The following is a 13,057-nucleotide window of genomic DNA, read 5'->3' as shown; positions in this document are numbered from 1 at the left end:
CTTTTCCCATTTCTTATCATGAATTCCTGGTTTCTGTCAGCAAGCGATTCCCTGAAGGGAAACTCGAGAAAAGTTATTTTGGGAAGAGAAGATTATTAGTGCTCATAGAATGAACAGGATGGATGCTCTAAAGGGAAAGCATATAAAAAACCTTCAAGAACTACTACTGAGAAGTTTTTATCATTTTGTAAGAAAAGTCGTTAATGGATAGTATGTTCCGTTTTAATTTCAAACTAATGAGAATTAAGTATGAGTATACAGGAAAATTTAAAATCTTATTGCCCTACAGTTATGCAATTTATGAAGACTCACGAGTCGAAATTATCAAAAATCAATAAAACTTTCATCGCTCTTGTCATAGCCGGGGCTGCTTTAGTTTTAATTAGCTTGGCAGTAACTTCACCAGCATTTGTAACTGTTATCTCCGGGGTGACTATCGTTGGTGTTATTGCCCTTGTAATTTCAGCAATATTGTTATGGTTGGGGAAAGAGCCTAAACTACTTTCAGAACCAGGTAGTGAAAGTATAACCATTACAAATCTCAACTTAACTGAAAGACAGGAAACTTAAGGTCCCGTCTATTTGTGATTGGGTTTCTTTGTTCAGCATTTCTGTAAGAGTCTCTATAAAATTTTCTGAATTTAGAGGTGCTAAAGGATCTTTAATGAGCTCTTCAATAGGTAAGCGCATAAGATATTCAGTCAATTCATAGTTCCCTGTAATACAGACAAGAATGTCCCCGGGTTCTATCTTTTGCTTTATGGGTGAGGTAAGACGGAAAAATGTTTCCTGTCTTTTTAAAAAGGTTATCGGAGGTGTCTGGCCTACTGATAGAATAGACAAAGTAGCGTCTGTAGAACAGTAGCGGATAAAAGTCATGGAGACTGTTGCTTCATCACCCTCTGTAGTTTTCCCAAAGGCATCGAAAGTATTAGAGCTTATCTTCTCTAAAGAAGAAGACAGATTTGCATAAGCGAGGAATAAACTTCGTGCAGATAGAGCATAAAGATAGGACGGAAGTCCTATATCTCCAGCAAGGCCTACGACGCCAATTAAATTCCGCTCAGAGATGGAAGCTTTCCATCCATAAAAATGGCCTGATAGCTGAATGCCTTGAAGGTGTTTGGATATAAAAGAGACATTAGGAAATTCTGGGAAAGTAGGACTGAGCAATGTTTGTTGTAGAGAGGCAAGAATAGCCAATTCTTTCTGGAGCTTATCTCCGGAGGTATGTTCAATTTCTGCTTTTTCTCTTGAATTGAGCAATAATAGTAATGTGCAGTTAAAGATATTTCCTAATTCGTTAATTTCATATCCATAAGGTTGAGGTTCATAACGGATATTATGATTCCCTCTCCATGCGGCTTCCATACATGTTGTAAGTTCTTGAATCGGCTGATTTAGCCGTTTATTAATTTTCGTGAGTATCCATCCCATTAAGATAAAGGCCAAAGAATAGAAGAAAATTACATTCAAAGGAAGACGGATAGCCTTAGTGATAAACCAAGAGAGTGGAATGATAGATAGGGTATAGGTTCCCTGAATAGGCAGTTTATTTAAAACAATGCCTAGATATTTTTTATTGTTTATTTTTACGCTTATGAGGTTGTGTTCTTGCAGTATTTTTGGAGCCATTTCAACGGGAATAGCTTGTTTCCTAGCAGTGATTTTAGGAAGATCGGCAATATCCACGGAAAATACTTTTGAAGAGAATTGTGAATTTGAAGCAAAGAGAACCTCTCCATATTTGTTTAGGAGGCAGATATCTTCATTTTTTAAATGCAGAGATTTAAATAGATCCTTTTGTAAAAAATCCATGGGATAAAAGCTGACAAGCAATCCCGCACTTGTTGGTGAGTTCCATACTTCAATATCTTCAGTAATCACAAGATAGTTTTTAGGGAAATTCGAGGAAGCTTCCGAAGAGATAGTAATGATACATGCCTTTCCTGCAGACATACTGAGCTTCTTCTTTATTTCGGGATGACTTTTCAAATAGTGGATAAATGGATCATGAGGATTTTTTGTTTTTATATTCCCATCAAGAAGAGGAATTAAACAGAGGGAGAAATCCATATCCGACAGGGCGAACATTTCGTCGTAAGCTTGAGAGTAGAAATCCTCTGATGATGATGCGTAGGCTTTAAGTGCTAAAGTATTTGCTAGACGTTTGAGGAAGATTTTGTGAATGGTGAGTTTCTTTTCGAATTCCAAGCTAAAATTTGTCGCATGGGTATGGAGATTTTCCATAAGATTATTTTTTGCTGCTGAAAAAGAAAATAATGATAGAACTACCAGATTCAAAATTAGAGGAATCGGAATCACCAAAAAAAGGAACAGCAAAATGCGTTTGGTAAAAGTTTGTTTCATGAGTCCGATATTTTAAGAATCAGCAAGGTAATGTCATCGTGTTGATGGCAGTTTCCTACGAAAGTTTTCACAGATAGCATTAAAGAATGCATAGCGTCTTCTGCGCTTTTCCCTACTAAGGTTTGTACAGCGCTTTTTAACCGTTCTTCACCAAACATTTCAAAAGCTTTATTATGAGCTTCTGTAATGCCATCAGAATATAAGACAATCAAAGATCCTGGAGCTGGCTGGAAACTTTCTGTAGGGACATCAGGTGTGTTAGGAAGAAATCCTAAGGCCATTCCTGGGTGCGAAAGGAAAGAAACATCTCCATTAGGAGATAGATAACATGCAGGATTATGGCCACAGGAATAAAATTCTATAATCCCTGTTTTATAATTGTAACTGTAGACACATAGGGTGACAAACATTCCTGAATCTGCAGTGTTTTTATAAAATAGAGAGGATGTTTGTTCTACAGCTTCTTTTATTGAAGGGATCTGTGATAGGAATGTACGCAGCATGTTTTTAAGGAATAAAGAGTAACCACAAGCATGGACACCTTTTCCAGAAGCATCAGCAACGATCAAAAATAATGTAGCTTTATCACCCTCGCCTACGATAAAGGCATCGAAGAAATCTCCCCCTACAGTAATAGCGGGTATATAAGCCTTTGCTAATTCCGTATGGGGATAATTAGGAAGAGTATTGGGAAGAAGTCTTTGCTGAGCTTGCTCTCCAAGACGGAGAGCATTTTGAGCGCTTTCTTTTATTTCATAATTTTTCTCAGCTAAGGTTTGCTGTTGGTCTAGACTTTGTACCATAGCATTAAAAATATGACCCAACCTATTCACTTCGAATCCTAGGGAATCATCAATATATGGATCTCGAATATTTTCTCTTGTTTGTATGATGACTGTGGCGAGTTTACGGATGGGTAAAGATAATCTTTTGGCAGCGAGATAAGCGATAATACTTCCTAGAACAACGCATAAAAAGTAAGCGAAATAAACTAATGTACGTTTCCAGAAGGACGCAAAGAGCTCAGTCTTTGTTCCATAGGAAAGAACATGCAAATCCATATTAGGGACGTTAGCGAGATAACTCCATATTTCCCGATTTCCATTTGTAAAAGAAAAAAAATTTGGTTCTACAGGTAAGGGAGTTAGCATAAGGGGCTTTAGAGAAATTCCTTGTGGGCATGTACTTTCATCTAAGAAAGTATCGCAAAATTGCTTTTCAGTAATATTAGGGTAAATAGACCGGAGGTCCAAATCGGGATCAGAGGCTTTTAAGATAATCCCATCTTTAGATAAAATAGCTGTTTTTATAGTGAAGTAGGCCTGAGTATTTACAAGAATATCTTCGAGAAATTTTTCAACATTATGCGTTGTATAAAGAATGCCTAAAAGTTCATGAGTATCATTATCAAAGATATTTACCTGCATTATTGAAAAAACTTCATGGCTATCAGAAGATTGTTTAAATGTTGCTGAGAAGGGCAAATCGTTGGGAATATCTATTTTATTTTGATAATTTTCTCCAAGGTGGTTTGGAAGGCTAGAAGCTACAACAATTTTCTCTCCATTAGACTGAAGCTTAATTAAAGAGATTTCGTCATATGTTGAGCTAAAGATTCTTTGCATTTCATTACTAAGCTCAACATTGGGAGCTGGAGGAATCCCCTCGTCAAGATCTAGAACTTCTGAGAATAGTGCTAAAACATCAGCATTTAGCGGGACTATTTGCATGAGAGTATCCACTTTAAAAGCAGCATTTTCTTTAAAAGCAGCTGCAACTGATGAAACTGTAGTGTGGTATTGTCTAAGGTTGAGTAGAACAATATTAATCCCTAAGGGAATTAATATTGCAGCTACGCATGCTAACCACAGACGATAGCCTATCGTTTTTGTAAAAGGGATCATCTACATTAAATTAGTAGTTATAAGACGGTGTCTGCAAGATCATTCTGATCTTCATAAACCTTCTTTTTCATTTTTTTAAGTATATAGAAAATTTTGCTTAAGCAGACATCTACTATTTAACGTGTCGGGAGAGTTTTATATTTTTATAGCTTATCTAAGAAAAAATAAGATGTTTAACAAAGAGATGTTATAAAAAAGTAATCGCTTTCTAGTTGTTTTTAGAAAGCGATATATGTGCAATTCTATTCCCCAGAAAATGGATTAGAATCTTTAAATAATCCTTCAGGGCCAAGTTCTTCTTCTATTGCCATAAGCCTATTATACTTAGCAATACGCTCAGAGCGTGATAATGACCCTGTTTTAATTTGTCCTGTATTGAAAGCTACGGAAAGATCAGCGATTGTTGTATCTTCAGTTTCTCCGGATCTATGAGAAAGGATAGTCGTATACCCTTGATTATGGGCAAGTTGTATAGCCTCCGAAGTTTCTGTCAATGTACCAATTTGATTTGGTTTAATTAATACAGCATTAGCGAGGCCTCTACTAATGCCATCCGCTATTAATTCGGGATTGGTAACAAAGAGATCGTCTCCAACGATTTGAATACTTTCGCCAAGCTCTGCTGTTAGTAATTCCCAACCATCGAAATCTTCTTCAGCGAGACCGTCTTCTATAGAATCGATAGGATAGTGATCGCAAAGATCAGCAAGTACGCTAACTTGTTCTTGATAACTCTTTCCGTCATAAGTTTCTGTTTTCGTATCATAGAAGGAAGATGCTGCGCAATCAAGAGCTAAGGAGATATCCTCACCAGGTTGGAAACCAGCTTTTTCGATAGCGAGTACAAGAAGATCTAGAGCTTCAGAGTTAGATTTTAGTTGCGGAGCAAAGCCCCCTTCATCGCCAACCCCTGTAGCTAAATTTTTATCATTGAGGATATTTTTCAAAGTGTGAAAAACATCCGCACCCATCCGCACAGCTTCTTTTAGAGATGTTGCCCCAATAGGACGAATCATAAATTCTTGAAATTGCAATCCGTTATTTGCGTGCATGCCGCCATTAATAAGATTCATCATAGGACAAGGAAGCACATGAGCGAAACATCCTCCTATATAACGGTAAAAAGAACGCCCTAGGGTAGTTGCTGCAGCTTTGGCTGCTGCTAAGGAAACTCCTAAAATAGCATTAGCTCCTAGTTTCTCTTTATTTGGTGTGCCGTCAGCCTCTACCATGATAGAGTCAATGAGGATTTGATCGAATATACTAACTCCTTGTAAGACGGGGAGGAGCACCTCTTTTACGTTTTTTACAGCTTGTAAAACACCTTTCCCTTGGAATCGAGAACTATCTTGATCACGGAGTTCTAAAGCTTCTTTTATTCCTGTAGAAGCTCCCGAAGGCACACAAGCTTCTCCAAAGGTGCCTGCGTCTGTGGTTACTTTAACATATAATGTTGGATACCCTCTGGAGTCTAAAATTTCTCTAGCTTGGATATCGGAAATGACAACTTCTAACATGAGTCTTTAATCTCTTTTGTCAAGGGGTTGGATACTAGCTCCCAAAGACCTAATTTAACATAATCTGAATATGCTGATTATATTATCAGATGAGATTGCATATGGAGAGCTTAATGGCAATATTAGGTTCTGATTTTACAAAAAGCAAGCAGATTTCATTTGAGATTTCTGCAATATTTTATGAGATATAAAGAAGTTGCTCTTTAGCAGCTTTCATTTTATCTCGATATTTTGCAGCCTCGTCAAATCGAAATTCATGAGCGGCTTCCTGCATGAGATTTTCATATTTTTTTATAAGTTTTTCTAATTCCTTTATAGAAAGAGGAACTATGGAAGTCTCTTGATCTTCTTTTTTTCCTCCCTGAGGAATGGGATTAGCGAAGACCGCTTTAATAATAGGCTTAGGCGTAATGTTATTAGCTTTATTATAATCCAATTGTATCTGTCGACGACGTTCTGTTTCTTTTAAGGTTTGTTCTATAGATTGTGTTTTTTGATCGGCATAGAAAATCACCTTACCCGCTACATTTCTTGCTGCTCTTCCACAAAACTGTATTAAAGAAGAAGTACTACGTAAAAAACCTTCTTTATCGGCATCAAGAATAGCGACTAAAGAGACTTCAGGAAGATCTAATCCTTCTCGAAGTAAGTTTACACCTATAAGTACATCAATATTTCCTAAACGTAGATCGGCAAGAATACGTGTACGTTCTGCGGTTTCTATTCCAGAATGTAGATATGCTGCGGCGATATCTAATTCTGAAAGGAATACAGCGATATCCTCAGCGAGTTTTTTAGTAATAGAAATTACTAAGATCTTTTCCTGAGATTTAGATAAACGCTTCCGGATCTCTTCAAGTAGATCATCTATCTGCCCTGTTGCGGGGCGAATCTCTGGGATGGGATCAGGAATCCCTGTAGGGCGGATAATTTGTTCTACAATATGTCCAAGACTCTCATTTAATTCTGTCTCTCCGGGTGTTGCAGATACATAAATTACATTATGAAAATACTTCTGAGCTTCTTCATAAGTCAAAGGACGGTTGTCATAAGCAGAGGGAAGTCGAAAACCGTATTCTACTAAGGAGTGCTTTCTAGATAGATCTCCACGGTACATAGCTCGTATTTGAGGTAGAGTTTGATGTGATTCATCTATGACTAATAAGAAGTCTTCAGGAAAATAATCTAACAGACAGGCGGGGGGTGCTCCCGGAGGCATCTTTGTGAAATGACGGGAATAGTTTTCTATTCCTTTACAGAAGCCTGTCTCTTTTATCATTTCGATATCGTGAGTAGTTCTATGGAATAATCTATCTTGTTCTATAGGACGATCCTGGAAGAACAGCATACGTTCTTCTAATTCTTCACGTATAGAACGTATAGCTTGCTCTCGTACAGCTTCGGGAGTGACATAATGTGATCCTGGATAAATAATAGCTGAGGCTACTGATGCCGTAGGAATCATAGTTAAAGGATCGCTGTATTCTATGGAAGATAGCGTATCATTGAAAAACTCTAAGCGGATAGCTTGATCACTTTCATAGGCAGGGAAAATATCAATAACACTACCACGTTCACGAAATGTTGAACGTTTTGCTACTGGAGAGGCTAGGTAATTCATTTTTACAAGCTGAGCTGCAAGTACTATGCGAGGGTATTCTTTCCCTACTTCTAATTTTAAAGCCATGGAAGCATAGTTTTCAGGAGAACCTATACCATAAATACAAGATACAGAAGAAACAATCAGAGTATCTCTGCGCTCCAAAATAGATCGTGTTGCAGATAAGCGTAATTTATCGATTTCACTATTGATTAAGAGGCTTTTTTCTATGTAAGTATCATTACGAGCAATGTATGCTTCAGGTTGATAGTAGTCATAGTAAGAGATGAAATACTCAACAGCATTATTGGGAAAGAACTCTTTGAATTCTTGGTATAACTGTGCTGCTAATGTTTTGTTATGTGCCAATACGAGTGTGGGGCGGTTAACATTGGCAACAACATTAGCAATGGTGAAAGTTTTTCCTGACCCTGTGGTCCCTAAAAGTACTTGCGATTGTGTATTATTATGTATGCCTTCAGTAAGTTTAGCAATAGCTTCCGGCTGATCGCCACAAGGGGAAAAAGCAGCTCGTAATTCAAAAGTCATAGGCATGAATAAGTTATAGCGATAGACGAGAACGCCATTTATGGCTTAACCCTAGGGTATTATGGACTTCTTCCATAGTTTCTTTTGCTATAGCACGCATTTTTTCCGTGCCTTGTTGCAATGCTTCTTGAAGAATTTGAGGTTTTGCTAATAGCTCAGCACGTTTTTCTTTAAAAGGTTGTAGGAAGAAAATCAACTCTTCAGCAAGACGTGCTTTTACTTCGACATCCTTTATACATCCTTGGCGGTAACGTGTTTTAAACTCTTCGATTTCTTCTTTATTAGGATTGAAAATATCATGATAGATAAATAGGGGATTCCCTTCGACGCGACCTGGAGTCGTGGCATGAATCCGATTTGGGTCGGTATACATTTTTCTAATCTTATCTTTGATAGTGGCGTCATCATCAGAAAGGTATATGGCATTGTTTGCTGATTTGCTCATTTTGCCTTGTCCGTCAATACCTACTAGAGAGGTAAGCTCTCCTTGTAGAGTTTCAGGTTCAGGGAAAATCTCTCCGTATAAACGGTTGAAATTGCGTGCAATATCGCGTGTTAATTCTACGTGAGCTTCATTATCTTTACCTACGGGAACAAGCTGAGCTTTTGCCAGAAGAATATCAGCACTTTGTAATACAGGATAACCTACTAGTCCAAAAGACAAGCCACCTTCTTCAATGGAGGCATTTTTTGCCATTTCTTTAAGACTAGGAATTCCCATAATTCGGTTAATGGAAATTAGCATAGAAAATAGCAAATAGAGTTCATAAATCTCAGGAATTGCTGATTGTAAATAAATAGTAGATTTGTTCGGATCTATCCCCACACTCAACCAGTCTGCAAGAACTTCGTAAATATGATTATCAACATCTAAAATTTGTTCTTTACGTATTCGTGTTGTAAGAGTGTGGAGATCCGCAACGATGAAAAAGCAATCGTAGGCGGGATTATTCTGTAAATCTAAGCGATTTTTTATAGAACCCACCCAATGACCTAAATGCAGCTTTCCTGTTGGTCGGTCACCGGTAAGCACACGCTTTTTCTTGTTCATAAATCTTTATTTATTGAAAAGATTTCTCTAGTTCTTCGAAATGATTTTTCAATGATACTATATCTTCTTGAATTTCTTGGAGATTTTTCTCTCCCACAGGGTTCTTTTGCGCTTCCAAAAGTCTTGCTAATAGATGACGAATCAAATGGCAGGTATTTTGAACATCGGTCATTAATAAGAACTCTTGTCCATCTACTCTAGATAAACGATTCAAGAACACGCAGCGTTCTTGTTGAGATAGCATATCTGATGTAATGAAGTTAATAAATTCACCACGCTCATGAACATCCTTAGCTACACGAATGAGCATCATAAATTCAGCGATTAAGCTTTGAGCCGCTTGTTTTTGTTCTACAGGAAGTTCGTGAATGAGTTTGCCGTTGATGAGCATTTCAAAAAAGAAATTCGCTGTTTCCTGTTGGCCATTAGAGCAGTTAAAAACAACATTTTGAAATTCTCGGAATGTAGTATAGCCGATAGCAGTGGCAAAAATTCTTTTTAAATTTCCTTCAAGAATAAGAAAAACATTATCTTCTAGTTCTAGTATTTTTGATTTAGCTGCCATATTTAGACCTTTGTATTGGGAAAGAAATTACTTTTAACTTTTTGAAGCTTTTTTATCAATTTTTCAAGGGCAGTATGATCTTCGGGAGATAATTCTGAGCATTTTTTTAATAATTGCGAGCCTTTGGAAAGTATAGCTAATGCTTGTTTCGCCAAACAAGTCTGACGACGATCTGTAGAAATTAAAGGAAATTCTCTTCTAATAATATCTAAGAGTTCTCCTTTGCTTTCTCCACGATAGTTACGGATAATGGCTTCTTTTTTCTCTTGAGGTCCTTGTCGAGAAGCTAATGTATAAATTGCTTGTCTGGGCATTTTTTCAGCTTCTATTTTCAGAGGTTCAGGAAGAGTGGAAAATAGTTCGTAATATACAAGAAAATTATAGGGAGTTTGTCGATTCCCATAGGTAATAAGTAACCAAGCAGAAAAGGCCCCTTCGCGATAAGTTTTTAATAAGTCGCGAACTTTTTTTATGCGCTCCCCATGTAAGAGCACAGCCTGATGATGGATTTGTTTTATTTGTGCAGAAAGATTGCAGAGATTTTTAAAATCTTCTTCGGAAATCTGATCTTCAAATGTATAGTTTTCTAAAAGTTGACGGAACTTTTCTTCTTCTTTTTGGGATAATTTTACATCGGAAAACCTGCTTAAGAAAGGTGTGAGCTCTCCTTCCATACGCTTGCGTGTTAGCGTTTCCATTTTATCTTGAGTATTTTTCCTGAAACGGCTTTCTAACAACGTTTTTAAATTTCCCATAGGATTACATATCCCTCAGTAAAATTAACAATTCTTTGGTCAGATTTAAGTAATCTTCAGAAGCTCGTGCTGAAGGTGCTGTGGCAAATACAGGTTTACCGTGAATTGCTGCTTCAGAAATCGTAATATCTCTACGGATTTTAGTGTTTAATAGCCTTCCAGGAAATGTCTTATGAATCAAATCAGCAAACGCTGCATTATTTCTTCCACGATAGTTCCAGAAAGAGAGGGCAACACCGAGAATATTCAGAGGATGTCTTGAGGAAATGCCCTGAATAAATGAAGAAAGTCTTTCTAAGCCTTTAACACTATAGAACTCAGGAGTAGCGCAAATTAGAGCGTATTGTGCTGCAATTAACGCAGACTCTGTAAGCCAACATAAAGACGGGGGAGTATCAATAATAACGTAGTCATACTCATTTTCAACAGAGGCTAAAATATGTTTCAGCCGTTCATGAGAATAACGATCTGCAGCTAGATTTCCAGAAACTTCAATACGTTCTAGCCAGGTGTCAGCAGGAATTAGATCTAATCCCGTATCTTCAATAGGACGAATCACCTCACGAATATTTTTTTCCCCCTGGAGTACGACAGCTAAGCTATCGTAACAATCCGGATCAAGACCTAGTCCTGAAGTAAGGTTTGCTTGAGCATCAAAATCAATAAGAAGCACACGTGCGTTATGATATTGCGCTAAAGCAGCTCCTAAATGTAGAGTCGTTGAGGTCTTTGCTGTGCCACCTTTAAAGCTATTGACAGCGATGGTTTTCATACGAGATGCTCGTCCTTGGATCTGGGTTTTCTACAATAGTGGAGTTAAACTCAAAGAGTTCTTTTCTTCAAGTATAGTATTTATGAATGTCTCTACTGTCATAGCATTTAAAACTCGGTTGTCTCGGGTACGTACAGCTAGAGTATTTTCCTCTATTTCCCGATCTCCTAAAGTGACCATATAGTTGACTTGCATATTTTGTGCATTCCGGATTTTCTTGCTTACGGATTCATTAGAATCATCCACAGTGACTACAAGGCCTAGTTTTTGCCATGCGCTAGCAAGTTCTTTAGCTCGGCGTTGATGACGATCTGCTACAGTGATCAACCGGATATGTTCAGGACTTAACCATAGAGGAAACTTTCCTTTAAAATGTTCGATAAGGATCCCTAAAAATCTCTCAATAGAACCAAATAAAGCACGGTGTAGCATAATAGGAGTACTTTTCTCTCCCTGTGCATTTGTATATTCCAATTCAAAACGTTCAGGTAAAAACATATCTAATTGTATCGTCCCACATTGCCATGTACGTTGAATAGCGTCTTTTACATGAATATCAATTTTCGGTCCGTAAAAGGCTCCATCTCCGGGATTGACGATGAAAGGTGTGTTAGAATTCACAAGAGCACGCTCTAAAGCTGCTGTTGCTAATTCCCATAGCGCATCACTGCCAATAGTTGCTTTTTCTGGACGTGTAGATAATTCTAGGTGATATTCAAGACCGAATGTTGAGTATAATTCAGAAACTAGATTTAAAATATTCAGCGTTTCTTCTTCCACTTGCTCAGGGGTTAGAAATACGTGAGCATCATCTTGATGGAAAGCGCGTACACGCATAAGTCCTGAAAGAGCTCCAGAAATTTCATAGCGGTGAACGTGACCTATCTCCGCAACGCGTAAAGGAAATTCCTTATAACTGTGCAAACGTGTTTTATAGTATAGCATACATCCGGGGCAGTTCATCGGTTTAATCGCATAGTCTTCTTCATCTATTTTTAGAGTATACATGTTCTCTTTGTAGTTGCTCCAATGTCCAGAAACTTCCCAAAGATTGCGATTCATAAGTTGAGGCGTTAGGATTTGCTTGTAACCCGCAAGTTGATGGAGACGCTTCCAATAACCTATTAAGGCGTCCCAAATAATCATTCCCCGAGGATGGAAAAAAGGCATGCCTGCCGAGCATTCTTGTTGTGAAAAGAGATCGAGTTTCGCTCCTAAAACGCGATGATCGCGTTTTTTTGCCTCTTCTAATTGATTGAGGTGTTCTTTTAATTCTTTTGTTGTTGGGAAAGACACCCCATAAATTCTTACTAAAGATTCTCGGTTAGGGTCTCCTCTCCAGTAAGCTGCCGATGTACGTAAGAGTTTAAAAGCCTTTACGGGATTAGTAGAGGGGAGATGAGGACCTCGACAAAGATCCGTAAATTCTCCTTGGGAATAGGCAGTGATACTTTCTCCTTCAGGGAGTTCTTGGATTAGCTCTACTTTAAAAGGATTGGATGCGAATTCTTTTAAGGCCTCTTGCTTATCATGAAATGTTTTTTTGGATACTTCAAACTTTGCTTGAGCTATTTGTTCCATCATATTTTCAATCATGAGGAAATCATCTTCACTTACAGCAAGATTTGCAAAATCATAATAGAATCCCTGATCTATAACAGGGCCGATTGTTGGAATGGCTTTAGGCCAGAGACGTAATACAGCCTGAGCTAAGATGTGAGCAGAAGTATGTAGAAAAATCTCTCGTCCTTCAGGATCTTCGAAGGTAACAAATCTTAAGGTATCTCCTTCTTTTAGGGTTGTGGATAGATCTTTAATTTGATCATTTATGACAACGCCAGCAAAGTAATGAGAATTTTTTATTTTGCTCGCGAAATCAGCAGCAGTAGCGCCTTCAGGCAGCTCAGAAGTTTCATTGTTGCAAATTACGCGGATCATCTTCTCTCCATTAAGAGTTTTTCTAAGTCTGTTATT

10 protein-coding genes are annotated in these 13,057 nt (G+C 37.8%); 1 reads left to right on the top strand and 9 read right to left on the bottom strand.

The window, feature by feature from the left end; genetic code table 11:
• The first annotated feature begins 249 nt into the window (after positions 1–249).
• Positions 250–570: a hypothetical protein gene (locus tag H9Q19_RS02145; protein WP_249324526.1), complete on the top strand. Its 321-nt coding sequence runs from the start codon at positions 250–252 to the stop codon at positions 568–570.
• On the opposite strand, the gene H9Q19_RS02140 is transcribed toward H9Q19_RS02145, so the two are convergent.
• From H9Q19_RS02140 to thrS, 9 genes are all read right to left on the bottom strand, one after another.
• On the bottom strand, positions 547–2,370 hold the full coding sequence (locus H9Q19_RS02140; RefSeq protein ID WP_213241815.1) for a PP2C family serine/threonine-protein phosphatase: 1,824 nt from the start codon (positions 2,368–2,370) through the stop codon (positions 547–549). The genes H9Q19_RS02145 and H9Q19_RS02140 overlap by 24 nt on opposite strands.
• A complete protein-coding gene (locus H9Q19_RS02135; protein ID WP_213241813.1) occupies positions 2,367–4,274 on the bottom strand; it encodes a PP2C family protein-serine/threonine phosphatase in 1,908 nt (635 codons plus the stop codon). Before H9Q19_RS02135 ends, H9Q19_RS02140 begins: the two co-directional genes overlap by 4 nt.
• Positions 4,275–4,516: 242 nt before the next feature.
• Positions 4,517–5,791 (bottom strand): phosphopyruvate hydratase, encoded by a 1,275-nt coding sequence (gene eno / locus H9Q19_RS02130; RefSeq protein WP_213241811.1) that lies wholly within the window; start codon positions 5,789–5,791, stop codon positions 4,517–4,519.
• Positions 5,792–5,969: 178 nt separating this feature from the next.
• The gene (gene uvrB / locus H9Q19_RS02125; RefSeq protein WP_213242027.1) at positions 5,970–7,940 is read right to left on the bottom strand and encodes an excinuclease ABC subunit UvrB; all 1,971 of its coding nucleotides are present in this window, start codon (positions 7,938–7,940) and stop codon (positions 5,970–5,972) included.
• A gap of 13 nt (positions 7,941–7,953) precedes the next feature.
• Positions 7,954–8,991, bottom strand: a complete 1,038-nt coding sequence (gene trpS / locus H9Q19_RS02120) for a tryptophan--tRNA ligase (RefSeq protein WP_213241809.1) — start codon at positions 8,989–8,991, stop codon at positions 7,954–7,956.
• 10 nt (positions 8,992–9,001) lie between these two features.
• Positions 9,002–9,556: a CT584 family type III secretion system tip protein gene (locus H9Q19_RS02115; RefSeq protein ID WP_213241807.1), complete on the bottom strand. Its 555-nt coding sequence runs from the start codon at positions 9,554–9,556 to the stop codon at positions 9,002–9,004.
• 2 nt (positions 9,557–9,558) lie between these two features.
• Entirely contained in the window at positions 9,559–10,311 is a 753-nt protein-coding gene (locus H9Q19_RS02110; protein ID WP_213241805.1) for a pGP6-D family virulence protein, read from the bottom strand.
• A gap of 4 nt (positions 10,312–10,315) precedes the next feature.
• Entirely contained in the window at positions 10,316–11,083 is a 768-nt protein-coding gene (locus H9Q19_RS02105) for a ParA family protein (protein WP_213241803.1), read from the bottom strand.
• A gap of 30 nt (positions 11,084–11,113) precedes the next feature.
• On the bottom strand, positions 11,114–13,021 hold the full coding sequence (gene thrS, locus H9Q19_RS02100) for a threonine--tRNA ligase (RefSeq protein WP_213241801.1): 1,908 nt from the start codon (positions 13,019–13,021) through the stop codon (positions 11,114–11,116).
• Between the last annotated feature and the right edge of the window lie 36 nt (positions 13,022–13,057).

The sequence above is a fragment of the Chlamydia crocodili genome (assembly GCF_018343815.1).
Taxonomy (GTDB): Bacteria; Chlamydiota; Chlamydiia; order Chlamydiales; family Chlamydiaceae; genus Chlamydia; species Chlamydia crocodili.
Note: the sequence above shows the minus strand (reverse complement) of the source record. Positions and strands in the feature narration are given on the sequence as shown.

What these genes read in the sequence shown, in the direction of transcription:
- trpS (WP_213241809.1), bottom strand. Translation starts at nt 8,991, where the DNA reads ATGAACAAGAAAAAGCGTGTGCTTACCGGTGACCGACCAACAGGAAAG.
- H9Q19_RS02105 (WP_213241803.1), bottom strand. Translation starts at nt 11,083, where the DNA reads ATGAAAACCATCGCTGTCAATAGCTTTAAAGGTGGCACAGCAAAGACC.
- H9Q19_RS02115 (WP_213241807.1), bottom strand. Translation starts at nt 9,556, where the DNA reads ATGGCAGCTAAATCAAAAATACTAGAACTAGAAGATAATGTTTTTCTT.
- H9Q19_RS02145 (WP_249324526.1), top strand. Translation starts at nt 250, where the DNA reads ATGAGTATACAGGAAAATTTAAAATCTTATTGCCCTACAGTTATGCAA.
- H9Q19_RS02140 (WP_213241815.1), bottom strand. Translation starts at nt 2,370, where the DNA reads ATGAAACAAACTTTTACCAAACGCATTTTGCTGTTCCTTTTTTTGGTG.
- H9Q19_RS02135 (WP_213241813.1), bottom strand. Translation starts at nt 4,274, where the DNA reads ATGATCCCTTTTACAAAAACGATAGGCTATCGTCTGTGGTTAGCATGC.
- H9Q19_RS02110 (WP_213241805.1), bottom strand. Translation starts at nt 10,311, where the DNA reads ATGGGAAATTTAAAAACGTTGTTAGAAAGCCGTTTCAGGAAAAATACT.
- thrS (WP_213241801.1), bottom strand. Translation starts at nt 13,021, where the DNA reads ATGATCCGCGTAATTTGCAACAATGAAACTTCTGAGCTGCCTGAAGGC.
- eno (WP_213241811.1), bottom strand. Translation starts at nt 5,791, where the DNA reads ATGTTAGAAGTTGTCATTTCCGATATCCAAGCTAGAGAAATTTTAGAC.
- uvrB (WP_213242027.1), bottom strand. Translation starts at nt 7,940, where the DNA reads ATGACTTTTGAATTACGAGCTGCTTTTTCCCCTTGTGGCGATCAGCCG.